The 24,506-nt window shown below is 57.3% G+C and carries 20 protein-coding genes; 4 read left to right on the forward strand and 16 right to left on the reverse strand.

Going from position 1 to position 24,506, the window contains the following annotated elements; all coding sequences use genetic code 11:
• Window positions 1-10: 10 nt before the first annotated feature.
• Window positions 11-1,243 (reverse strand): phosphoglycerate dehydrogenase, encoded by a 1,233-nt coding sequence (gene serA, locus VPX56_RS18785; protein WP_263068125.1) that lies wholly within the window; start codon window positions 1,241-1,243, stop codon window positions 11-13.
• Window positions 1,244-1,508: 265 nt separating this feature from the next.
• The gene (gene rpiA, locus VPX56_RS18790; protein ID WP_131633600.1) at window positions 1,509-2,168 is read right to left on the reverse strand and encodes a ribose-5-phosphate isomerase RpiA; all 660 of its coding nucleotides are present in this window, start codon (window positions 2,166-2,168) and stop codon (window positions 1,509-1,511) included.
• Between the two features lie 127 nt (window positions 2,169-2,295).
• Here rpiA and argP point away from each other — a divergent pair, with 127 nt between their 5' ends.
• Window positions 2,296-3,189, forward strand: coding sequence for a DNA-binding transcriptional regulator ArgP (gene argP, locus VPX56_RS18795; RefSeq protein WP_326468243.1), 894 nt, complete (start codon window positions 2,296-2,298; stop codon window positions 3,187-3,189).
• 48 nt (window positions 3,190-3,237) lie between these two features.
• Here argP and VPX56_RS18800 read toward each other — a convergent pair whose 3' ends face one another.
• From VPX56_RS18800 to VPX56_RS18835, 8 genes are all read right to left on the reverse strand, one after another.
• The gene (locus VPX56_RS18800) at window positions 3,238-3,969 is read right to left on the reverse strand and encodes an oxidative stress defense protein (RefSeq protein ID WP_326472122.1); all 732 of its coding nucleotides are present in this window, start codon (window positions 3,967-3,969) and stop codon (window positions 3,238-3,240) included.
• Between the two features lie 91 nt (window positions 3,970-4,060).
• Window positions 4,061-4,696, reverse strand: a complete 636-nt coding sequence (argO, locus tag VPX56_RS18805) for an arginine exporter ArgO (RefSeq protein WP_326468245.1) — start codon at window positions 4,694-4,696, stop codon at window positions 4,061-4,063.
• A gap of 144 nt (window positions 4,697-4,840) precedes the next feature.
• Window positions 4,841-5,695, reverse strand: a complete 855-nt coding sequence (mscS, locus tag VPX56_RS18810) for a small-conductance mechanosensitive channel MscS (protein ID WP_263610363.1) — start codon at window positions 5,693-5,695, stop codon at window positions 4,841-4,843.
• A gap of 122 nt (window positions 5,696-5,817) precedes the next feature.
• Entirely contained in the window at window positions 5,818-6,747 is a 930-nt protein-coding gene (gene allS, locus VPX56_RS18815; protein WP_131633598.1) for an HTH-type transcriptional activator AllS, read from the reverse strand.
• On the reverse strand, window positions 6,665-7,540 hold the full coding sequence (locus VPX56_RS18820) for an oxamate carbamoyltransferase subunit AllH family protein (RefSeq protein ID WP_326468248.1): 876 nt from the start codon (window positions 7,538-7,540) through the stop codon (window positions 6,665-6,667). Before VPX56_RS18820 ends, allS begins: the two co-directional genes overlap by 83 nt.
• A gap of 40 nt (window positions 7,541-7,580) precedes the next feature.
• Complete coding sequence (locus VPX56_RS18825) at window positions 7,581-8,843, reverse strand: YlbE family protein (protein ID WP_263610366.1); 1,263 nt, start codon at window positions 8,841-8,843, stop codon at window positions 7,581-7,583.
• A gap of 16 nt (window positions 8,844-8,859) precedes the next feature.
• Window positions 8,860-10,521 (reverse strand): acyl-CoA synthetase FdrA, encoded by a 1,662-nt coding sequence (locus VPX56_RS18830; protein WP_326468250.1) that lies wholly within the window; start codon window positions 10,519-10,521, stop codon window positions 8,860-8,862.
• Between the two features lie 13 nt (window positions 10,522-10,534).
• Window positions 10,535-11,758, reverse strand: a complete 1,224-nt coding sequence (locus VPX56_RS18835) for an MFS transporter (protein WP_131633594.1) — start codon at window positions 11,756-11,758, stop codon at window positions 10,535-10,537.
• A 334-nt stretch (window positions 11,759-12,092) separates the two neighbouring features.
• On the opposite strand from VPX56_RS18835, the gene VPX56_RS18840 reads away from it, so the two are divergent.
• Complete coding sequence (locus tag VPX56_RS18840) at window positions 12,093-12,998, forward strand: carbamate kinase (RefSeq protein ID WP_326468253.1); 906 nt, start codon at window positions 12,093-12,095, stop codon at window positions 12,996-12,998.
• 47 nt (window positions 12,999-13,045) lie between these two features.
• Here VPX56_RS18840 and fbaA read toward each other — a convergent pair whose 3' ends face one another.
• From fbaA to tkt, 4 genes are all read right to left on the reverse strand, one after another.
• Window positions 13,046-14,125: a class II fructose-bisphosphate aldolase gene (gene fbaA / locus VPX56_RS18845; RefSeq protein ID WP_131633592.1), complete on the reverse strand. Its 1,080-nt coding sequence runs from the start codon at window positions 14,123-14,125 to the stop codon at window positions 13,046-13,048.
• A 92-nt stretch (window positions 14,126-14,217) separates the two neighbouring features.
• Window positions 14,218-15,381 carry a phosphoglycerate kinase gene (gene pgk, locus VPX56_RS18850; protein WP_010435381.1) on the reverse strand — a complete coding sequence of 388 codons (1,164 nt, stop codon included), beginning with the start codon at window positions 15,379-15,381 and terminating at the stop codon, window positions 14,218-14,220.
• Window positions 15,382-15,430: 49 nt separating this feature from the next.
• Entirely contained in the window at window positions 15,431-16,450 is a 1,020-nt protein-coding gene (gene epd / locus VPX56_RS18855) for an erythrose-4-phosphate dehydrogenase (RefSeq protein WP_131633591.1), read from the reverse strand.
• Between the two features lie 337 nt (window positions 16,451-16,787).
• Window positions 16,788-18,779, reverse strand: coding sequence for a transketolase (tkt, locus tag VPX56_RS18860; RefSeq protein WP_326468257.1), 1,992 nt, complete (start codon window positions 18,777-18,779; stop codon window positions 16,788-16,790).
• Window positions 18,780-19,051: 272 nt separating this feature from the next.
• On the opposite strand from tkt, the gene loiP reads away from it, so the two are divergent.
• Complete coding sequence (loiP, locus tag VPX56_RS18865; RefSeq protein WP_119936175.1) at window positions 19,052-19,810, forward strand: metalloprotease LoiP; 759 nt, start codon at window positions 19,052-19,054, stop codon at window positions 19,808-19,810.
• A gap of 209 nt (window positions 19,811-20,019) precedes the next feature.
• Window positions 20,020-21,288: an OprD family outer membrane porin gene (locus VPX56_RS18870; RefSeq protein WP_326468259.1), complete on the forward strand. Its 1,269-nt coding sequence runs from the start codon at window positions 20,020-20,022 to the stop codon at window positions 21,286-21,288.
• Between the two features lie 93 nt (window positions 21,289-21,381).
• Here the strand turns inward: VPX56_RS18870 and VPX56_RS18875 are convergent, their stop codons facing one another.
• Both VPX56_RS18875 and VPX56_RS18880 read right to left on the reverse strand, forming a co-directional pair.
• The gene (locus VPX56_RS18875) at window positions 21,382-23,022 is read right to left on the reverse strand and encodes a thiamine pyrophosphate-binding protein (RefSeq protein WP_326468261.1); all 1,641 of its coding nucleotides are present in this window, start codon (window positions 23,020-23,022) and stop codon (window positions 21,382-21,384) included.
• 13 nt (window positions 23,023-23,035) lie between these two features.
• The gene (locus VPX56_RS18880) at window positions 23,036-24,505 is read right to left on the reverse strand and encodes an aldehyde dehydrogenase (RefSeq protein ID WP_326468263.1); all 1,470 of its coding nucleotides are present in this window, start codon (window positions 24,503-24,505) and stop codon (window positions 23,036-23,038) included.
• Window position 24,506 lies beyond the last annotated feature (1 nt).

A 24,506-nucleotide genomic window follows, 5' to 3' on the forward strand; every position in this document is an offset into this window, starting at 1 on the left:
ATCCGCACCATCAGTACAGCAGACGCGCGCGAATCGTTCCCGGTATCGCCTTCATGCTCTGCAGCGCTTTCTCGGCAACCTCTTCCGTCGCTTCGATATCAATTACCACGTAGCCCATCTGCGAGTTGGTCTGCAGGTACTGCGCGGCGATGTTGACGCCCTGCTCGGCAAAGATCTGGTTAATGGCGGTCAGCACGCCAGGACGGTTTTCGTGAATGTGCAGCAGACGGCGACCGCCGTGCAGCGGCAGAGACACTTCCGGGAAGTTCACCGCAGAGAGCGTAGAACCGTTGTCGGAGTATTTGCTCAGCTTGCCCGCCACTTCCAGGCCGATGTTCTCCTGCGCTTCCTGGGTAGAACCGCCAATGTGCGGCGTCAGGATCACGTTGTCGAACTCGCACAGCGGAGAGGTGAACGGATCGCTGTTGGTTGCAGGCTCCGTCGGGAAGACGTCAATCGCCGCACCCGCCAGATGCTTACGCTTCAGGGCATCCGCCAGCGCAGGAATATCAACAACCGTGCCGCGCGCGGCGTTGATCAGCAGCGAGCCCGGCTTCATCAGCGCCAGCTCTTCCGCGCCCATCATGTTTTTAGTGGAGGCATTTTCCGGCACGTGCAGGCTCACCACGTCGCTCATGTTCAGCAGGTCAGACAGATGCTGAACCTGCGTCGCATTGCCCAGCGGCAGCTTGCTTTCGATATCGTAGAAGAAGACGTGCATCCCGAGAGATTCCGCCAGAATACCGAGCTGGGTGCCGATGTGACCGTAGCCGATAATCCCCAGCTTTTTACCGCGCGCTTCAAAGGAACCGGACGCCAGCTTGTTCCACACCCCGCGGTGCGCCTTGGCGTTGGCTTCAGGAATGCCGCGCAGCAGCAGCAGCAGTTCGCCAATCACCAGCTCCGCCACGGAACGGGTGTTGGAGAACGGAGCGTTAAAGACGGGAATACCGCGTTTAGCGGCGGCGTTCAGGTCAACCTGGTTGGTGCCGATGCAGAAGCAGCCGATTGCCACCAGCTTTTCTGCCGCAGCGATAACATCTTCGGTCAGGTGAGTACGGGATCGCAGGCCAATGAAATGGGCATCACGGATGGACGCTTTCAGCTCTTCGGTATCGAGCGCGCCTTTGTGAAATTCGATGTTGGTGTAACCTGCCGCACGAAGGCTATCGATTGCTTTTTGGTGCACGCCCTCGACCAGCAGGAATTTAATCTTGTCTTTCTCCAGTGATACCTTTGCCATTTACCCGACCCTGTTTTTGTCTGAACTGATGTTGTGCTGGATTTAAATCCGCTGTAGCCAACATATCAAAAAAAACTATTGCAGCAATATGAACGTTTGCGTCGGGGCTCTGAAGAAAAGTCATGCAGGGCAAAATGGCAGAGGAATATGCTACGGATAATTATGAACGCGGCAGGATCGGCAAAAGAGGCGTAAAAACGTGACACAAGTCACCGAATTTAGCTTTTCAATTTTTTTTAGCGGGGGGAGGACTCCCCCCGTCAGATCATTTTACGATGGTTTTCACGCCGTCAGCGGTGCCGATCAGCGCCACGTCCGCGCCACGGTTGGCGAATAGCCCTACGGTCACTACGCCCGGAATGCCGTTGATGGCATTTTCCAGCGCTACCGCATCGAGGATTTCCAGGCCGTGTACGTCGAGGATCACGTTACCGTTGTCGGTCATCACGCCCTGACGGTACTCCGGACGCCCGCCCAGCTTCACCAGCTCACGCGCCACCGCACTGCGCGCCATCGGGATCACTTCAACCGGCAGCGGGAAGTTACCGAGAATATCCACCTGCTTGGAGGCATCCGCGATGCAGATAAACTTGTCGGCAACGGAAGCAATGATCTTTTCACGCGTCAGCGCCGCGCCGCCGCCTTTGATCATCTGCATGTGGCCGTTGATTTCATCCGCACCGTCAACGTAGATGCCCAGGCGATCCACTTCATTCAGATCGAAAACGGTAATGCCGAGGCTTTTCAGCTTTTCCGTGGAAGCATCAGAGCTGGAAACTGCGCCCTCAATCTGCCCTTTCATCGTGCCCAGTGCATCAATGAAGTGTGCCGCCGTCGACCCGGTGCCAACACCCACAATGGTGCCCGGCTGTACGTACTGGAGAGCGGCCCATCCTACTGCTTTTTTCAGTTCATCCTGCGTCATGATCGTTTTGCCTGTGGTGTGAAAACTTACGGCGCATTATAGAACACGTCGGATGGAATTCGTCTGCCACGAAGGGAAAATTGTGTCATAGTGCAGATTAAGCAAAATTAAGGAGTAAGCCAGAGCAATGAAACGTCCGGACTACAGAACACTACAGGCACTTGATGCGGTTATTCGTGAACGAGGTTTTGAGCGCGCGGCGCAGAAGCTGTGCATCACTCAGTCCGCCGTATCACAGCGCATCAAACAGCTTGAAAATATGTTCGGGCAACCGCTGCTGGTGCGTACCGTTCCGCCGCGCCCAACCGAGCAGGGGCAAAAACTCCTCGCCCTGCTGCGCCAGGTGGAACTGCTTGAAGACGAGTGGCTGGGTGACGAACAGACTGGCTCTACGCCGCTGCTCCTGTCACTGGCGGTGAACGCCGACAGCCTGGCAACCTGGCTGCTGCCTGCCCTTGCCCCCGTCCTGGCTGACTCCCCTATCCGTCTGAATTTACAGGTAGAAGATGAAACCCGCACCCAGGAACGCCTGCGTCGTGGCGAAGTGGTCGGGGCGGTCAGTATTCAGCCTCAGGCGCTGCCAAGCTGTCTGGTCGATCAGCTGGGGGCGCTGGACTACCTGTTCGTCGGTTCAAAAGCCTTTGCTGAGCGCTACTTCCCGAACGGCGTCACCCGCGCCGCGCTGCTGAAAGCCCCCGCCGTGGCGTTTGACCATCTCGACGATATGCACCAGGCGTTTCTCCAGCAAAACTTCGACCTGCCGCCGGGCAGCGTGCCGTGCCATATCGTGAACTCGTCCGAAGCCTTCGTGCAGCTCGCGCGTCAGGGCACCACCTGCTGCATGATCCCGCACCTGCAGATTGAAAGAGAGTTGAAAAGCGGTGAGCTGATTGACTTAACGCCGGGGCTGTACCAGCGCCGGATGCTCTACTGGCACCGTTTTGCACCGGAAAGCCGCATGATGCGCAACGTCACCGACGCGCTGCTGACGTTTGGGCATAAGGTGTTGAGGCAGGATTAATCGCTTGAATTCCCTCTCCCTGTGGGAGAGGGTTAGGGTGAGGGCAAATTACTGCGCCTTAGCCGCCTGAGTTTGAGCTGGCTGCAGCTCGAACACCACGTCCACCTGATCGTCGAACTGAATGGTCGGCTGCTCATAGGTTTCCTGAGCAGATACCGGCGCAGCGTCGGCCTTCATCATCCGTACCATCGGGCTTGGCTGGTAGTTAGAGACGTGGTAGCGCACGCTGTAAACCGGGCCGAGCTTGCTCTTGAAGCCAGAAGCCAGCTGCTCCGCCTGATGAATTGCATCATCAATCGCCGCTTTACGCGCTTCGTCTTTGTATTTATCCGGTTGCGCAACGCCCAGAGAGACGGAACGAATTTCGTTCAGACCCGCCTTCAGCGCACCGTCCAGCAGCGAATTCAGCTTATCCAGCTGGCGCAACGTCACTTCCACGGTACGCACGGCGCGGTAGCCTTTCAGGATACTTTTACCGTTCTGGTAGTCATAATCGGGCTGGGTACGCAGGTTAGCAGAGTTGATGTCTTTTTTAGCGACACCATTCTGTTCCAGGAAAGAGAGATATTGCGCAACACGGTCGTCAGCCTGCTTCTTGGCAGAAGCGGCATCCTTCGCGGCTACGTTCACTTCAATTGCCAGCGTTGCAACATCCGGTACCGCATCCACGCTTGCGGTGCCTGAAGTGACGATGTGCGGGCCGTTTGGCAGTTCATTCGCCTGCACCGACACCGCACCTAAACTCACTAATGCCGCCAGGGCCATCACCTTAAACTTCACTGTCATTCCTCCATGTTGCGAAGAGTGCCCAACATCAGGGCGCATGCCAGCAAGCTTAGCGGGTCTGGTTCAGATGTCCATAAGACAACGCTTAGTTGAACAATCCCTGTACGTGATGAACGCCCTCTTTGGCCAGCTGAAACGCGATAAACCACATTACCAGCCCCACAAGGGTATTGATTACGCGCTGCGCTTTGGCGGTGCGCAGGCGCGGCGCCAGCCACGCGGCCAGAATAGCCAGACCAAAGAACCAGAGGAACGACGCGCTGACCGTACCGAGCGCAAACCAGCGTTTTGGCTCAACGTCCAGCTGCCCGCCCAGGCTGCCCAGCACCACAAAGGTATCAAGATAGACGTGCGGGTTAAGCCAGGTGACCGCGAGCATGGTCACGATTATCTTCCACCGCCCCTGCTTCATCACCTCGGCGCTCGCCAGCTCGAGATTGCTGCTCATGGCCGTTTTTAGGGCGCCGAATCCGTACCATAAAAGGAACGCCACGCCGCCCCAGGTCACCAGCGCCAGCAGCCACGGGGACTGCATCAGCAATGCGCTGCCGCCAAAAATCCCGGCGCAGATCAGCAGTAAATCGCTTACCGCACACAGCAGGGCAATCATCAGATGATACTGGCGACGGATGCCCTGGTTCATCACGAACGCATTCTGCGGGCCGAGGGGAAGGATCATGGCCGCGCCCAGCGCAAGACCTTGAAAATAATAGGATAACATGACGAAATTCTCACAGTATTGTTCTGGAAGCAGACTATACTGCGCGAATCACATTAGAGGAAATGGATAATATTAATTGGTGATTAGCGTGGCTAATAAAAGAAAAGCCCGGCGGCGCTAGCGCTTACCGGGCCTGGGAAGACGTTATTCTGCTTCTTTGACTTTTTTGACGTTTACGTCCATCTGCGGGTACGGGAAGCTGATGCCGTTAGCGTCGAAGTCACGCTTGATACGCTCCAGAACGTCCCAGTAAACGTTTTGCAGATCGCCGCTTTTGCTCCAGATACGCACCACAAAGTTGATGGAGGACGCACCCAGCTCGTTCAGGCGGACGGTCATTTCGCGATCTTTAAGAATGCGGTCGTCGGATTCAATAATATCGGTAATCAGCTTTTTCACCAGATCGGTATCGGAATCATAGCCAACTCCAATGAGTAGCTCATTACGACGAACCGGCTCGCGCGAGAAGTTAGTGATGTTGCCATCGATCACCTTCTTGTTTGGCACAATAACAATTTTGCCATCCGCCGAACGCAGCGTGGTGGAGAAAATTTGCACGTTGAGTACGGTACCCGCCGTACCGCCGAGATCGACATATTCTCCCGCGCGGAATGGTCGGAACGTCACCAGCAGCACGCCAGCCGCCAGGTTTGCAAGCGAGCCCTGAAGTGCCAGGCCCACGGCCAAACCGGCGGCCCCCAGAACGGCAATGACCGACGCTGTTTGAACACCGACCCGGCCCATTGCCGCAATGAGGGTGAAGGCGATGATCCCGTAACGCACCAGCGCAGAAAGAAAATCAGCAACGGTAGCATCGATATGACGGGCCAGCATGACGCGGTTGACGCCTCTGGAAACCGTACGGGCAATAATCATCCCCACGACAATGATGGCAATCGCTGCCGCAATATTCACCGCATAGCTAATCAGTAGGGCCTGGTTGCGCACCAGCCAGGTTCCCGCGTTGTTAATCCCATCTACTACACCGAGATCTTCCATTCAATTTTCCTTGTTAATAACCCAAACACGCGCTAACGAGATCTCAATCACGAAAACGCCAGTGTTAAAGGTAAACAAAAGCAGGAAAATATGCCATTTACGGAGGCCGATTTCTGTAAGAGTTAGTAAAGCTGAGGGTCTATTTCACTGGTAAATTCCGCCACCAGCGGATCTTTGTTGCGAAATAACGTCACTATCTCGTCAATCACCTTTCCGCTGCCGACGGACTTCCACGCCACCGATAGCGGAGATTTCTGGCGCGGGTTTACCACCTCTCTTGCCACCAGCTGCCCGGACTCAATATAGGGCTGACACTGACGCTCTGGCAAAAAACCTACCCCCAGCCCGCTGAGGTGACAGGCAATTTTAGTGCTCATATCAGGCACCTTGATCTCCTTCTGCCCGCCGAGCAGCCACGCCACCCGACGCGTCAGGTTACGCGAGGTGTCGTCAATATTGATCGCCGGATACTTGCGCAGCATATCGTCCGTTAAGCGATCCGCAGGATGTGACGCCAGCGGGTGATCGCTGGCAACCACGAAGCGCCAGCGAATCTCACCCAGCGGGAGAAGTGAAATGGTATTGGACAGGGATTCCGATCCCGTCACCCCAATGGCGAGGTGAAAATCATCGTAGAGCAACGCATCCCACACCCCCATATACACCTGGCGGGAAAGCTGGAAACGCGTGAAGGGAAAACGTTGATGCAGCCAGGTTAACAGCCTGGCGGCAGAGCGCGGCTGGTAAAGCAGATTGTTAACAACAATATTGATCTGTCTTTCGACGCCCGCATTAATTTGCTGCAGTTCATCCGGCATGGCGTCCAGCCAGCTCAGCCACTGCCGACAGTTTTCGAGCAGATGCGTGCCCGCAGGGGTTAAGCTCACTGAACGAGTGGTGCGTAAAAAGAGCTGCGTGCCGGTTTGCTCCTCAAGCGTTTTAATCCGATAGCTGATCGCTGCTGGCGTTTTATGGAGAGAAGCGGCCGCCCGCGAAAAACTTCCGGTCTCCGCAACCCGAATAAATGTCCGCACTGTTTCCTGATCGAGCATGTCCTCGCCTTTCCTTCCGGATCTGTAGCCATCGCAACGTAATCACCATGCCGGCAACAATATCTGCGCCCGACGTATGCCCCATCAGCACCAGCCGCCGAATGGCTCTGTGCGGATCGCGCCCGGCCTGCAGGCAGCGCAGCAGGTGAAGAACCGGAGTCGAAAATTCGCCGTAGCGGGCGCTGTTGAGGTAACTACAGCTTACCGACGTTGTGAGCGTCATGAGTTGATCGGCCGAGGGTAAAAATGGGCAAGCCTGGAGTTGCGTGGAAAAATGTGAAGCATGTAACACTGCCAGCGCGCCTGTCAGCATGTCGTCGCCACCGGGCGTCAGGCCAGGCCCCATGCCAATTAATCCTGCCCATGAAGGAGGCATTCCGCTCTCCCACTGGGTGAGACCATCCAGCAATAGCCTGAAGGCGATGGCACCCGCGTCCAGCTGACGAAGCGGGCCGCACAGCCCCGTTTTTTCCGGGTAGTTCCGCAAATCGGGCACGGGCATCCTACCGCTTTGAGGAGTCAGGTTGAGGGGACGTCGTAGCAAGACAGATGCGTTATGCCCCAGCAGGATCTTGCCCCGTTTAGTCCACCGCTGAGCATCGTAGACTTTTGCGAAATTACTCGTGGAGAGCAACACCCCGGCAGGCGCGACGCCCTTGCCGTAACGGATAAATGTCAACAGCGCGCCATCAGCATGGCTGTAGTTGATCGCTTGGGTGAAGCGGCTGTGCAGACGCCACTCCCCGTCGCTCAGACGATCAACGCCACCACAGGCCAGAGACTGTACGATCATAGCGAACACTCCGGGGCGGCAGGACCGCCCCTCTCCCCCCTTACGCGGTAACGTGATACAGCTCCGCGAGCGCCTCAAGGGCTTTTTCAAAGCACGGCAGCGGTGCGCGCACCGTGCCGGCCCCCACCTGTCCGATCCCCGCCTCGCGGTGGGCGATACCGGTGTTAATCAGCGGCGTGATCCCGGTTTCAACAACCCGACGGACATCTAACCCCAGACATGCTCCCCTGAAGTCCCAGGAGGGGATCTGGAAGAGCGGGTTACTGGCGAGGTAAATTTCAGCCATCTCTTCCGACGTTTCCAGCGCGGCGCCCATGCCGCCCGCCCCGACAAAGCGCGTGACGCCGGGTGCAGCAATCATCGCCGCACCGCCAATTCCCAGCGTTTCGGTGATTGCGCTGTCGCCGATATCCGGGTTCGCGTCCGCCTGGCTGTAACCGGTAAAGAAGAGCCCCTGCGGGGTATTCACGGGGGCGGTAAACCAGCGGTCGCCCGTACCGCTCACGCGGATACCAAACTCGCGACCGTTGCGCGTCATGGCCGTGACCACGGTACCCGCCTTGATTTGCGCAGCCGCATCCATTACCGCTTTGCTGTAGGCCATCGCCAGGTTGAGGAAGAACTGGTCGGTTACGCTCAGGAACTGCAGCACCTCTATGATGTCAGCCTGCGGGCGATCCAGCCCCGCAATCACCGGGGAGAGCGTGCGCAGTAATAACGAAGACGCGGCGATGTTACGCTGGTGAAACTCGTCGCCCATGGTAATGGCCTGCGCCATCATCGCCGTCAGGTCAATGCCGTTGTCAATTTCGCTCAGCGCTGCCTGCAGAACCGGGGCCAGCGTATCGCGCATCCAGCGCAGCCGCTGCTGCACATCCTCACCGTACGCGCCAAAACGCATCACCTTGCCGATGCCTTCGTTCAGGTTGCAGCAGGCCTGATTACCATGAACCACATCACGCACGATCAGCACCGGCATGTTCGCCGAGGTGATCCCGCCCATTGGCCCCACGGCACCCACATGGTGGCACGGGATAAACGCCACTTCTCCCTGCTCCAGCAGGCGCACCGCATCTTCTTCACGCTCGGCCCAGCCTTCAAACAGCGTGGCCCCAATGCACGCCCCGCGCATTGGCCCGGTCATCTCTTCCCAGGCTATCGGTGGGCCCGCGTGCAACAGCTTACGCCCGGAGGAGAGTTCGGCGACCGCCTCTTTGGCAGGACGGACAGCCACCCAGTGCGGACGCGCAGCTTTAATTCGTTCAATGATGGCTTCATTGGCCTGTGCAATAGATGAATACATATCTGTACCTCTGAACTTAATGTAACTGTTTGAGTAAACTGGCAAGACGGGCGTTGCCGCCGGCGACGGGAGCCCACTGGTAGTGAACAACCGGCGTCCCGCTGCTCTGCAGATCCAGCGCAAAACTACGCAGTCCGGCATTGATGACCTGAACGCCGTCGAGGAGCGCGCAGTGCTTGTCTGATGCGCTCGTGGGCTGGGGTTGGATCAGGCAGGTGGCGAGCAACACGGCCTCTTCCAGCGTCTCAACAACGGCGACGCCGGCCTGCCGCAGCTTTTCGCTCTGCCCGTTACGCCCCTGGGGATCGGCCTCGGTGCCGGTCAGCGTGGCGATAACCACCAGCGGCTCAGCGCGCTGCGAGCGCACGCTTTCAATCGCCTCAACCGCCGCCGCCGCAGGATCGGCACAGGCGCCATAGCCCAGCACCACGTCCAGCAGCAAAACGCCCGTCTCGGGCTGAGCGGCCAGCTTTTCAATTTCGATGCTGCGGGTTGTGGGGTCGATCATCGGGTGCGGTCTGCCGAGGGTGTAGCTGTCATCCCCTAAATCGACGATGCGATGGCCTCCGGACTCCAGCATGACGCCATCCTGATGGCTTTCGCTCAGCGGTATACCCAGCCCCTCGGAAAGCAACATCGCCGCTTCCGCCGCCAGCGTACCGCCGGCATACAAACCGCAAATGCGTTTACCCGCCACCTCGGGCTGAGTCTGGCGCTGGTTAGCCACGCGCATCAGCAGCACCGCAAGCCGTGCAGCATCGGAAAGCGAATGCGCAAGCCAGACGTTGCCGTCGCGGCGCTGCTCCGGCTGGCTCCCGAGGAACAGCGCAACCACGGGCTTACCGACGCCCTGCATGGCGGCAATAACCCGGGTGCGCACCTCAGGCGACGGCGGTTTAGAAACGAATGCGATGACCTTTGTTGCCTCATCGCCCGCCAGCATCTCCAGGGCGGTGAGCGCGCTGAGGCCGCCGACCTCAGCACTCAGGTCGCGTCCCCCCAAACCAATGGCATGGCTTATGCCCTGCTGGTGAAGGGCAATCTGAGAGGTGATTTCCTGAATGCCCGTCCCGGACGCGCCAATGACGCCAACTCCGCCCTCCGGCAGGACGTTCGCGAAAGCCAGCGGGCTGCCGGCAATCATCGCCGTGCCGCAGTCTGGCCCCATCACGATCAGCCCTCGCTCGCGAGCCAGCGTTTTCAGCTCAACCTCCTGCGCGACCGGCACGTTATCGGAAAACAGCATCACGTTTTTATCCGCCAGCAATCCTTCCCGGGCGACCGACGCGGCGTACTCCCCGGCAACGGAAACCAGCAGCAGATTAGCCTCCGGCAGTTTCTGGCAGGCGCTTTCCCAGCGCCGCGCTTTTACCAGCTGGCGTGAACTCCCCGACGCGGTGGCAATCGCGTTCAGCTCTTTCTCTAACTGCTCGCGGATAAGATCCAGGATCTCGGGCTGTTCGGACCCGGTGCGTACGGCGACGCAAATATCGTTCGGCGTTGCCTGGGAAAACTCCTCATGCCAGAAGCCCGTTGACTCCAGCATCGATTTATTCGCCGGGGTTCCCATCATGACGGAGACCTGATCCACTTCCGGGTGTTCGCTTAATTTGCGGGAAATAATCATCAGGCTGACGGAATCCTGAAAACTTCCCTTTTTAACAAAGGCGTAAATCATTACCGCTACCTCTTTATGCACGTTTCTCTTTTAAGAACAGCATCCCGCACAGACCAATTGCCAGGAGCACCGCGGAGACATAGAAGCTGGAAGCCAGGCTTCCCGTCATGTCGCGAACGGCCCCGGCAATAATCGGTGCCAGAATGGATGAGCTCATACCAATGAAGTTGAATAATCCGAATGCGGTGCTGTAGTTGTTTTCATCCACGCTGTCGGCCACCAGCGCCACCAGCACCGGATCCAGCGCCAGCTTGCCTACCAGGCCGTACACGCAGAGCGCGACGATGACGCCGGTCATACCTGGCATCCAGACGATGGACAACATGCTGACGATCGCCACCGGCACTAAAAACAGAATTAATGGCTTACGCTTGCCTAACTTATCGGAGAGGCTGGAGAACAGCAGCGCGCCCGGAATAGAGATCCACGCCACCAGCGAGGAGATAAACCCGGTTTCGCTGCCCGGAATGCCGCGTTCGTTCTGGAGGTAATAAGGAAGCCAGGTCAGGATCACGAAGAAGCCAAACAGGCTGCAGAACACCATGATGTAAGTCAGGATCAGGTTACGGTTCTTAAACAGATCGCTGAACTTGCCTTTTTTAACCGCTTGCCCTTCGGCATCGGCAGTGCGTTTCTTCTCCTTAACGAACAGCCAGATAGCAATCCCGACCAGAACGGAAGGTATCGCCATTGCGTAAAACGGCATTCGCCAGGAGTAACCCTGGTCATAGACCAGCCAGCTGGAGGTCATTAAGCCGAGGGCAATACCGAACGCCATACCGCTGTTAATTATCGCGCTGCCCAGCGAGCGGTATTTTTTCGGGATCTGTTCAGAGGATAAACCGTACTGAGGGCCGTAATATGTCCCCTCCCCGGCGCCGGTAACAACACGCGCAAAGAGCAGCGTGTACCAGCTTTTTGCCCAACCGGTCACCGCGGTAAAAACGCCGAAGAGAATAAAGCCGGGAACCAGCACTTTTTTCTTGCCAATTTTATCGCCAAGTATCCCGGCCGGGACCTGCAATAAGGCATAGGAAAAATAGAACACTGAATTAAGTATCCCTAACTGCGTTCCGCTCAAGCCAAATTCTTTTTCCAGCTCGCCCATCACGGGATTTAATACCGTGCGGTCGGCGTACATAAAAATCCAGCCTAGCCAGAAGAGGAAAATCGTGACCCACCAGGCCGGTATTCCTTTTTTCTTTGTGGCCTCAGCCACGTCATAGGATGCAGACATAAGCAATCTCCCGGTAATATTTACCGCTGAATACCTCTTGTTATCGCACTGATACGTGAGGCTTGATGTTTTAACTGCCGTTACAGTATCGAGGTACAAGGCTATTTCATTTGAACAACGTCACACAAAATCTATTGTTATAAATTCCTGGGAATTGACGACGATATTATTAAAAAAAATCTAATAATGACTTTCAAAATTAATTAAATAAACAAAAGCGAAACCTGATTAATTAATGAGATATTTTTTGTGGTCGCCGACCTGGAATGTTTATCACATTACCGATTTCATAAACCTTTATTTTGACCGCGAGATATTTACCAAAGAGGTCATCATGAAAAAGAAAATAGTTATTGCTCTTGGCGGCAATGCGTTATTGCAGCGCGGAGAGGTTCTGAGCGCAGAAAATCAGCAGCGCAGCATAAAGGTCTTTGCCAGAATGGTCGCCGCGCTGGGAAGTGATTACCAGCTGGTCATCGTTCACGGCAACGGGCCGCAGGTCGGCCTGCTGGCCTTGCAGAATGCGGCCTATACCGACTCGCCTGCCTGGCCGCTGGACATACTGGTTGCTGAAAGCCAGGGGATGATTGGCTCCGCTATCGCGCAGGAACTGACGCAGTATGCGGGGAGCGTTCCGGTATCAACGCTCATGACTCGAGTTGAAGTGGACGCGAACGATCCGGCTTTTTCTCTGCCTGGAAAATACATTGGCCCGGTCTATCAGCCCGAGCAGCAGGCAGCGCTTGAGGCGCGCTACGGCTGGACGATGAAAGCAGACGGTAAGTATATCCGTCGCGTTGTCCCCTCTCCGCTTCCCCTGAAGATCGTCGATCACCAGGCAATCGCGGCGCTAATGGCTGCCGGCCACGTAGTGATTTGCTGTGGCGGGGGCGGTATTCCGGTGATCGCCGAGGGCGCGGGCTATCAGGGAACGGAAGCGGTCATCGATAAAGACCTGACCGCGGCGGTGCTGGCGCAGTCTATTCACGCCGATCATTTATTGATCCTGACCGATGCCGATGCGGTCTACGAAAACTGGGGAACGCCGCAGGCTCGCCCGCTTCGGCATGTTACGTTGCAGGAGCTAGCACCTTTTGCCGCACCGGACGGTGCGATGGGGCCCAAGGCTGCAGCGGTGATTCAGTTCGTGCAGCAAACGGGAAACACGGCGTTTATCGGCGCCCTGAAGGACGCCCCGCAAATACTGGCGGGCGAAAAAGGAACCTGTATTACAGGCTAAAAAAAAGGCTTCCCGAAGGAAGCCTTTTTTATTGGGCAAAATTCAAATTACAGAACGTCTACCGCGTTCAGTTCTTTGAATGCCTGCTCCAGACGAGTAATCATAGAAGTCTGGGCAGCGCGCAGCCATACGCGTGGATCGTAGTATTTCTTGTTCGGCTGGTCTTCGCCTTTCGGGTTGCCCAGCTGACCCTGCAGGTAAGCTTCGTTGGTTTTGTAGTAGCCCAGGATACCGTCCCATGTTGCCCACTGGGTATCGGTATCGATGTTCATTTTCACTACGCCGTAGCTTACGGAGTCTTTGATTTCCTGAGCAGAAGAACCGGAACCGCCGTGGAAGACGAAGTTCAGGCTGTTGTGCGGCAGGTTGTGTTTCTTGGAAACGTATTCCTGAGAATCACGCAGGATGGTCGGGGTCAGTACCACGTTACCTGGTTTGTAAACGCCGTGCACGTTACCGAAGGACGCTGCGATAGTGAAGCGTGGGCTGATTTTGCTCAGCTCGGTGTAAGCGTAATCAACGTCTTCTGGCTGGGTGTACAGTGCAGAAGCGTCCATGTGGCTGTTGTCCACGCCGTCTTCTTCACCGCCGGTGCAGCCCAGTTCGATTTCCAGGGTCATGCCCATTTTGGACATGCGCGCCAGGTATTTGGAACAGATCTCAATGTTCTCTTCCAGAGACTCTTCAGACAGGTCGATCATGTGAGAAGAGAACAGTGGCTTACCGGTTGCCGCGAAGTGTTTTTCACCCGCGTCCAGCAGACCGTCGATCCACGGCAGCAGTTTCTTCGCGCAGTGGTCAGTGTGCAGGATAACTGGAACACCGTAGTGTTCAGCCATCTGGTGTACGTGGTGCGCACCAGAGATAGCGCCCAGGATTGCAGCACCCTGAGGAACGTCAGTTTTCACGCCTTTACCTGCGATGAACGCAGCGCCGCCGTTAGAGAACTGAACGATAACTGGAGCTTTAACTTTGGCTGCAGTTTCCAGTACGGCGTTGATGGAGTCGGTACCGACGCAGTTAACTGCTGGCAGAGCGAAGTTGTTTTCTTTAGCTACCTGGAACACTTTCTGTACGTCATCACCAGTGATCACGCCAGGTTTTACGAAATCAAAAATTTTAGACATGTTGCTTAGTCCTGTATCTTCGGCCGTTAGAAAAGGTGCGTGCTCTTATAAGCGCGCTGAAAATTGGGCAGGTTTCCCTGCCCTTGAATGGCTTACTTCTTAGCGCGCTCTTCGAGCATTGCTACTGCTGGCAGTACTTTGCCTTCCACGAATTCGAGGAATGCGCCGCCACCAGTGGAGATGTAGGAGATCTTGTCAGCGATACCGAACAGGTCGATTGCTGCCAGAGTGTCACCGCCGCCTGCGATAGAGAACGCTTCGCTGTCTGCGATTGCGTTAGCAACGATTTCAGTCCCTTTGCGGAAGTTAGGGAATTCGAACACGCCAACAGGGCCGTTCCACAGGATAGTTTTCGCGTTTTTCAGGATTTCAGCCAGTTTCTGTGCAGAAACGTCGCCCAGGTCCAGGATCTGCTCTTCATCTTTGATGTCGTTAACAGATTTCAGGGTCGCGGTTGCGGTTTCGGAGAACTCGGTCGCTACGCGAACGTCGGTTGGGACCGGGATATCACAGGTGGTCAGCAGGCGTTTCGCTTCGTCAACCAGGTCTGCTTCGTACAGGGATTTACCCACGTTGTGGCCCTGAGCGGCAACGAAGGTGTTCGCGATACCACCGCCTACGATCAGCTGGTCAGCGATTTTTGACAGGGAATCCAGAACGGTCAGTTTGGTAGAAACTTTAGAACCACCAACGATAGCCACCATTGGACGAGCAGGTTCTTTCAGTGCTTTACCCAGCGCTTCCAGTTCGTCAGCCAGCAGAGGGCCTGCACAAGCAACGTCTGCAAATTTACCGATACCGTGGGTAGAGGCCTGCGCGCGGTGAGCCGTACCGAATGCATCCATTACGAATACGTCGCACAGGGCAGCGTATTTTTTAGACAGCGCTTCGTCGTCTTTCTTTTCGCCTTTGTTGAAGCGAACGTTTTCCAGAACAACCAGTTCACCGGCAGCGACTTCTACGCCGTCCAGGTAATCTTTCACCAGGCGAACCGGGCTGGACAGTTTGTCTTTCAGGTAATTAACAACCGGCAGCAGAGAGAACTCTTCGTTGTACTCGCCTTCAGTTGGACGACCCAGGTGGGAGGTCACCATCACTTTAGCGCCCTGCTTCAGAGCCAGTTCGATGGTTGGCAGAGATGCACGAATACGCGCGTCGCTGGTCACTTTGCCATCTTTAACCGGTACGTTCAGATCGGCACGGATGAAAACGCGTTTACCTGCCAGATCCAGATCGGTCATCTTAATTACAGACATGGTGAATCCTCTCGTTGATTCTTAAAGTTTTGCAGACGCACAATGCGTCCTACCTGAAACCTTGAGCGGCCATTGCTAACGTGGTGTCGAGCATTCGGTTAGCAAAGCCCCATTCGTTATCACACCAAACCAGCGTCTTGATGAGGTGTGCGCCACTGACTCTCGTTTGCGTGCCATCGACGATGGCGCTGTGCGGGTCGTGGTTAAAATCTACTGAGACCAACGGTAATTCCGTATAGTCAACTATACCATGAAATGCACCCTGTGCCGCTTTTTGCAGCAACAGGTTGACTTCACAGGCTTTTACAGGTTTTTTCACCGTCACGCTGAGATCGATTGCGGTCACGTTAATCGTCGGGACACGTACGGCAATGGCCTCAAAACGGTCGTTAAACTGCGGGAAAATACGGGTGATCCCCGCAGCCAGTTTAGTATCTACCGGAATAATCGACTGGCTCGCCGCGCGAGTGCGTCGCAGGTCCGGATGATAAGCGTCGATGACCTGCTGATCGTGCATGGCGGAGTGAATCGTGGTCACGGTGCCGGATTCAATGCCATACGCATCGTCTAACAGTTTGATGACCGGAATAATGCAGTTGGTGGTGCAGGAGGCGTTGGAGACAATGCGGTGCTCAGGCTGCAGCTCGTGCTGGTTAACGCCAAACACGACGGTGGCGTCGAGGTCGTTGCTGCCGGGATGGGAGAACAGGACTTTTTTCGCGCCAGCGGACAGATGCGCTTCGCCGTGTTCCCGATTGCCGTACACGCCGGTACAGTCAAGCACCACATCCACGCCCAGTTCACGCCAGGGTAGCCCTTCAATGCTGCTTTCATGCAGCACGCGAATAGCATCATCGCCGACAAACAGCTGCTCTCTTTCCTGGCGAACGTCCCAGGCAAAGCGGCCGTGGCTGGTGTCATATTTCAACAAATGCGCCATGCCCGCAGCATCCGCCAGTTCATTGATTGCCACCACGGTTATTTCCGCACGACGCCCGGATTCATATAAAGCACGAACCACGTTGCGCCCGATGCGACCGAAGCCATTAATCGCTACGCGTACGGTCATAGATCTCCTGCAAAGCTATCCCTGAGTTTGAGGTGGCTGAAAGAGTAATCCAGCGACGCCCGAAGGGGAATCTTTGCTGTCACAAACTGCGATTGATTGGTCAATTGTCGAACATTTAATCGACTGAAACGCTTCAGCAAGAATAAGCGAATCGGGGAATAAAAGGAATCTCTGCCCAGACCAATAAGCCAGCTATATGACTTGCGTCACATTTTTGATGGAATAATGCCTGCAAAAAAGCCGGGTGGCGCGCTAGCGCTTACCCGGCCTACTTTATACTCCCTCTCCCCGTGGGAGAGGGTCGGGGTGAGGGCATCAGCCCGCACCGGACAAACGATTACAGCAGTTCTTTCGCCTTAGCGACAACGTTCTCAACGGTGAAGCCGAACTCTTCGAACAGCAGCTCTGCAGGAGCAGATTCACCGAAGGTGGTCATGCCGACGATAGCGCCGTTCAGGCCCACGTATTTGAACCAGTAGTCAGCGATACCTGCTTCCACCGCCACGCGAGCGGAAACCGCTTTAGGCAGTACGGTTTCACGGTACGCGGCATCCTGCTTGTCGAACGCGTCGGTAGACGGCATGGACACCACGCGCGCCTTAACGCCTTCGGCAGTCAGTTTTTCCCACGCCGCTACGGCCAGCTCAACTTCAGAACCGGTGGCGATGAAGATCAGCTCAGGCTGACCATCGCAATCTTTCAGCACGTAACCGCCGCGGGCGATGTTCGCCAGCTGCTCTGGCGTACGCTCCTGCTGCGCCAGGTTCTGACGGGAGAGGATCAGTGCGGTTGGGCCGTCCTGACGCTCAACGCCGTATTTCCACGCCACCGCGGATTCAACCTGGTCACATGGACGCCATGTGCTCATGTTCGGGGTCACGCGCAGGGAAGCCACCTGCTCTACCGGCTGGTGAGTTGGGCCATCTTCGCCCAGACCGATGGAGTCGTGGGTGTAGACCATCACCTGACGCTGTTTCATCAGCGCAGCCATACGCACGGCGTTACGAGCGTATTCAACGAACATCAGGAAGGTAGAGGTGTACGGCAGGAAACCGCCGTGCAGGGAGATACCGTTGGCAATCGCGGTCATACCGAATTCACGTACGCCGTAATGGATGTAGTTACCGGCAGTGTCTTCGTTGATCGCTTTAGAACCAGACCAGATAGTCAGGTTAGAAGGCGCGAGGTCAGCGGAGCCACCGAGGAATTCAGGCAGCAGAGGACCAAACGCTTCAATCGCATTCTGAGACGCTTTACGGCTGGCGATTTTAGACGGGTTCGCCTGCAGCTTAGCGATGAACTCGTTCGCTTTCGCGTCGAAGTCAGACGGCATGTCGCCTTTCATACGACGGGTGAATTCAGCCGCTTCCTGTGGGAACGCTTTCGCATAGGCAGCGAATTTCTCGTTCCAGGCCGCTTCTTTCGCCTGGCCCACTTCTTTTGCATCCCACTGCGCGTAGATGTCAGATGGGATTTCAAACGCAGGGTGTTTCCAGCCAAGCGCTTCACGGGTCAGTGCGATTTCCGCATCGCCCAGCGGCGCACCGTGGGAATCGTGGGTGCCCGCTTTGTTCGGAGAACCGAAGCCGATGATGGTTTTGCACATCAGCAGAGAAGGTTTGTCCGTTACCGCACGCGCTTCTTCTACTGCACGTTTAATCGAGTCAGCATCGTGACCATCAACGCCACGCACAACGTGCCAGCCGTAGGCTTCGAAACGTGCTGCGGTGTCGTCAGTGAACCAGCCTTCAACGTGACCGTCGATGGAGATACCGTTGTCGTCATAGAACGCAACCAGTTTGCCCAGCTTCAGGGTACCTGCCAGGGAGCACACTTCGTGAGAAATGCCTTCCATCATGCAGCCGTCGCCCATGAACGCGTAGGTGAAGTGGTCAACGATGTCGTGACCAGGGCGGTTGAACTGTGCCGCAAGGGTCTTCTCAGCAATCGCCATACCTACTGCGTTAGCAATACCCTGACCCAGCGGGCCGGTGGTGGTTTCTACGCCCGCGGTGTAACCCACTTCCGGGTGACCTGGAGTTTTGGAGTGCAGCTGACGGAAGTTTTTCAGCTCTTCGATTGGCAGGTCGTAGCCGGTGAGGTGCAGCAGGCTATAGATCAGCATAGAGCCGTGGCCGTTGGACAGCACGAAGCGGTCACGGTCAGCCCATGACGGGTTCTGCGGGTTGTGGTTCAGGAAATCACGCCACAGGACTTCGGCGATATCAGCCATACCCATAGGGGCCCCTGGGTGGCCGGATTTGGCTTTCTGTACTGCGTCCATGCTCAGCGCACGAATAGCATTAGCAAGCTCTTTACGTGAGGACATTTTAACTCCAGATCGGACTGTTAAAGGCCATGCCCTTGACGACAGCGCGTTTTGGGCTACGCCGGAAAAAAGTGCCAACAATGTAACCCAAGCCGCAAGTCATGTACATGGAGCATTCTTTTGCGTGTTAAGAAATCTCTGGATCATGCTCGCATGTTGCGCAATCTCCTCGCTCGCCCCTGTCGATATTCCTTATACTTAGCCCGACACCGGCTTCGCTGACGGTGCACTTTTCGGATTTTATTCAGATTAACGAGTACGGAAGCAACATCATGAAAATGCGTGCAATAGTGCTGGCCCTGGGTACGACGCTCCTGCTGAGCGGCTGTCAGAACATGGATTCTAATGGCCTGATGTCGTCTGGTGCAGAAGCCTTCCAGGCGTATTCCCTGAGCGACGAGCAGGTTAAAACGCTCAGCGATCAGGCCTGTAAAGATATGGATGCCAAAGCTACACTCGCCCCGGCAAACAGTACCTATACGCAGCGTCTGAATAAGATTGCTTCCGCGCTGGGCGATAACATCAACGGCCAGCCGGTAAACTACAAGGTGTACGTGGCGAAAGACGTGAACGCCTTCGCGATGGCGAATGGCTGTATCCGCGTCTACAGCGGGCTGATGGACATGATGACCGACAACGAAGTTGAAGCGGTCATCGGCCACGAAATGGGCCACGTCGCGCTCGGCCACGTGAAGAAAGGCATGCAGGTTGCGCTGGGCACCAACGCCGTTCGTGCGGCGGCGGCCTCTGCGGGCGGCATCGTCGGCAGCCTGTCCCAGTCCCAGATCGGCGACATGGGCGAGAAGCTGGTCAACTCCCAGTTCTCCCAGCGTCAGGAATCTGAGGCAGATGATTACTCCTACGATCTGTTGCGCAAACGCGGCATTAATCCATCCGGTTTAGCCACCAGCTTTGAAAAACTGGCCAAGCTGGAAGAGGGTCGTCAAAGCTCCATGTTTGACGATCACCCGGCCTCGGTTGAACGCGCGCAGCATATTCGCGACCGAATGGCCGCAGACGGAATTAAATAATATTATGGGGAGGCAGAGTTGCCTCCCTTTTATTTCGCATGAATTGCCAACTTAACAGCACATATCGATAATACCCCCGCAAGCCCCGCCAAATCTGGCCCATCCTCTGAAACGTCTGGTCACATAATTATTGCAATCGTTAACCTTTCCGGTAATTATCAAACGCGCAGTCATTCAAATTAATATATCCATACAGAGACGTTCCCTCCGTGAAAAAAGAATTATCGTTAATTGCTTTAAGTTTATTCGCCGCATTACCTGCCGCTGCAAGCCAGCAATCCGACAGCCAGGGTTTTATCGACGACAGCCATTTAGACCTGTTTTTACGCAATGCGTATATCAGCCGTGATTACCATCAGGGCCAGCAGGATAAAGCCGAATGGGGTCAGGGCATCGTCGCCACGTTTGCATCCGGCTATACCGAAGGGCTGGTGGGTTTTGGCGTGGACGGTATCGCGCAGTACGGCGTGCGTCTGGACGGCGGCCGCGGCAAGAGCGGCGCGGGCGGCATCGACTTCTTTAAGCAGGAAGACGACGGCCGGGCAAAATCCGCTCTGGCGAAGTTTGGCGCGACGGCCAAAATGCGCATCTCCAATACCTTGCTGAGCTACGGGAACCAGCGTCCCGAGCTGCCAATCGTTACTGCCGACAGCTCCCGCCTGCTGTTTGAAAGCTACACCGGCACCCTGCTGACCTCGAAAGAGATCGACGGGCTGGAAGTGAACGCCGGTTACTTCACCGACGAGCAGCGTAAAAGCGACGACCGCCACGACAGCGGTCTGAAAAGCCTGACCTTCGGCGGCGCAAGCTACCAGTTCAACGATCAGTTCAGCGGCGCGCTGTACGCCTCTCATAACGAAGAGGTGATGAACAAGCAGTATCTGGGCATGAACTTCAAACAGCCGTTCAGCACCGGACAGCAGCTGGTGCTCGACTTCAACGGCTACAACTCGCGACTGGATCAGGGCTACGCGGACAGCCTCGACACGGGCCGCAGCAACACCATCTGGAGCCTGGCGGCGAGCTACATCTGGGATATTCATACCTTCAAGGTGGCGTACCAGCAGAGCAGCGGCAGCACCGGCTACAACTACGGCGGCTATCGCGACAAGGGCGGCGTGGGTGACGGCGGCAACACCATCTGGCTGGCGAACTCCTACTGGTCTGATTTCAACGGCGAAGACGAACGCTCATGGCAGGCATCCTACGGCCTGGACTTCGGTGGCCTCGGCCTGCCGGGCCTGAGCTGGACCACGGCCTACGTGCGCGGCGACAACATTAAAACGTCTGAAACCAGCAACGGCAAAGAGCACGAGTGGTTTAACCAGCTCCAGTACAAGGTTCAGGACGGCCCGGCGAAAGACCTGACGCTGCGCCTGCGCTACTCCGTGCTGCGCGTCTCCAGCAACGCCAGCGACTACAACGTGGGCGGGGATGAGATCCGCGCTTACGTGGAATATCCGTTTAACGTGTTCTGATTTATCCCCTCACCCTGCCCTCTCCCCAAAGGGGAGAGGGTGTACTCAATCCCCTCTCCCCTTTGGGGAGAGGGTTAGGGTGAGGGGTAATAGCTAGTAAAGCGTCTTCTGCGGCGGCCCGGCAAACTTCAGCGCGCCAATCTGCCCCATTCGCACTTCGACTACCGACGGCCCCGGCATCGCCAGCGCCTCCGTCATCACCGCATCAAAATCCTCGGCCCGCTCAACGCTCCACGCCTGCAGGCCAATCGCCTGCGCCAGCAGGGTAAAGTCCGGCGTATGCAGTTCGTTGTAGTACTGACGCCCGCCGAAATACTTATCCTGAATACCGCGCATCACGCCGTAACCGCCGTCGTTCATGATCAGCAGCGTCACGTTGGCTTTTTCCTGCGCCAGCGTTGCCAGCTCGCCGAGGTTCAGGCTCAGGCCGCCGTCGCCCACCAGCCCCACCACCTTACGCTGCGGGTTAGCGACCGCGGTGCCGATCGCCATCGGCAGCCCCATGCCAATCGCCCCGGCCAGAGAGTGAATGTTCATCAGCGGCCCATTAGCGCGGAACAGTCGGCTGCCCCACAGGCTGCCGGAGACGGTGATATCGCGCACAAGCAACCCATTTTTCGGCAGCGCCTTCTCGATGGCGTCGTTGAGCTTCGCGTAGGCGCCGCACTGCTCGCGCAGCCCCTGTTCGGCCTGCTCAACCGCCTGCTGCACCTGCGTATCCCACTGCGCGTTGCCCCACTCGCGGCCCTGAATTTTGTCTGCAAGCGCGCCAAGCAACGCGGAACAGTCGGCGACCAGCGTGTTGTCCATCAGGTAGTTACGGCTGGCCGCCGCCGGGTCGATATCAACCTGCACGCGCGGATGCGGCAGCTCCAGCGTCCAGGAACGGGTTTCGTTGCTGCGCAGGCGAGAACCGGCGACCAGCGTAAAGTCGCACTGCGCGATGAGCTCTTCCACCGACGGCGAGTTGTGGAACGCCCGCAGGCTGGCGCGATGGCCGTCCGGCAGCACGCCGCGCGCGTGGGTGCTGGAAATCACCGTCACGCCCGCCTCCGCCAGCCTTTTCACCGCGTCGCCGCTACCCATGGCCCCGCCGCCCAGCCACAGCAGCGGCTGTTTGGCCTGCTTCAGCTGCGCCCACAGTGCGTCAACCGTCGCGGGATCGACGGCTGGAACCGCAGCCGGTTTCACCGGTTTCGTCACCAGCGACAGCGGGATTTTCGCGCCCTGAATATCAATCGGGATTTCCACAGAGACCGGCCCGCACGGCGCCGTCTGCGCCTCCTGAATGGCCTTGTGCAGAATGGCCACCGCCTGGCTGGCGTTGCTGATGCGGTACGCCCGCTTTGAGCTGGCCTTGAGGAAGGTCAGCTGGTCGCGGGTTTCGTGGATAAACCCTGTGTCGGCGTCCAGCCACGTTTTCTCAACCTGGCCGGTCAAGTGCAGCAGCGGCGTGCAGGCGTTCATGGCTTCCACCAGTGCGCCTACCGCGTTCCCTGCCCCCGCGCCGGTGCTGGTCAGCGCCACGCCGAGGCCGGAAAAGCGCCCGTGGGCGTCGGCCATGGTGACGGACCCCGCCTCGCCGCGCGCGGGCACGAAGCGGATGTTACCCCGCTGCCCCACCGCGTCCGCGATCGGCAGGTTGTGAATGGAGATGACGCCGTAGATGGCCTCAACCTGATACTGCTCCAGCGTTCTGGCGATGGCGTCGCCGACGGTTATCATTTCGCTCATTGCTCACCCTTTCTCAGTCGCACCAGTGGTTGACGCTGTTACCCGTCGCCAGATAAATGCTCTTTTGCTGCATCCAGGCCTTCAGCCCCTGAATGCCCTTTTCGCGGCCCAGACCGCTCTCTTTAAAGCCCCCGAACGGGGTCGAAATCGCAAAAACTTTGTAGGTGTTGATCCACACGGTGCCAGCCTCCAGCTGCTCGCTCAGGCGCAGCGCGCGTCCGGTATCGCGGGTCCAAATCCCCGCCGCCAGGCCATAAACCGAGTCGTTGGCCTCGCGGATAAGCGTGGCTTCATCGCGAAACGGCATCGCCACCAGCACCGGGCCGAAGATCTCCTCCTGACACGCGCGGGCGCCGTTGCTCAGGCCCTCGATAATCGTGGGCAGGAAAAAGCTGCCGTTTGCCAGCGCAGGATCCGCCGGGATCTCTCCGCCGCACAGCACGCGGCCCCCCTCGCGCTTCGCCAGCTCGACGTACGCCTGCACGCTCTGGCGATGCTTATCGCCGATCAGCGGTCCCACGTGGACGCCTTCGCTAAACGGATGCCCCACGCGCAGTCCGCGAGTTAATTCCAGCAGCCGCGCCATCAGCGGCGCGTAAATGCTCTCGTGGATAAACAGCCGCGATCCGGCAATGCACGCCTGCCCCGCCGAGCTGAAAATGCCGTAGCAGATCCCGCGCGCGGCCTGTTCGATATCGGCATCCTCCAGCACGATGGTGGGGGATTTTCCGCCCAGCTCCAGCGAGGCCGGGATCAGCTTTTCCGCCGCCACGTGCGCCAGATGACGGCCCGTGGTGGTGCCGCCGGTAAAGGAAATTTTCCGCACGCGAGGGTGCCGCGCCAGCGCATCGCCAATCACCGAGCCTTTGCCCGGCAGCACGCTCAGCAGCCCGGCGGGCAGCCCCGCCTGTTCAAAAATTCGCGCCAGCTCCAGCGCCATCAGCGGCGTGGCTTCGGCGGGCTTAAGGATCACCGCATTACCCGCCGCAATAGCCGGCGCGACCTTCTGCATCTCGCTGGCAATCGGTGAGTTCCACGGCGTGATGGCGGCCACCACGCCCAGCGGCTCGTAGCGGCTCAGCGTCAGCAAATCCGGCTGGCGCGGCGTCGGAAGCTCGCCTTCCAGCAGCTCGCAGGCGGCGGCAAAGTAGCGCGCCGTTCCCGCCGCGCTCATCACCAGCCCGCGCGCTTCCGCCAGCGGCTTGCCGTTATCGCGGCTCTGCATCTGCGCCAGCTCGTCCACGCGGGACTCAATCAGATCGGCAACCTTATGCAGGATCTTCGCGCGGACGTGCGGCAGGCTGCCGCGCCACGCCGGATCGCGCCAGGCGCGCTCTCCGGCCTCAACCGCGTCCTGCAGATCGTCGAGGCTTGCCGCATGTAACGTCGCGTTAAGCGATCCGTCAGCCGGGAAATGGCTCTGCATCGGATTGCCGCCGCCGCGCCGCCACTGGCCGCCGATAAAAATCTTCAGATCGTCCATC

It is taken from the genome of Enterobacter wuhouensis (assembly GCF_035835995.1).
GTDB lineage: Bacteria > Pseudomonadota > Gammaproteobacteria > Enterobacterales > Enterobacteriaceae > Enterobacter > Enterobacter wuhouensis.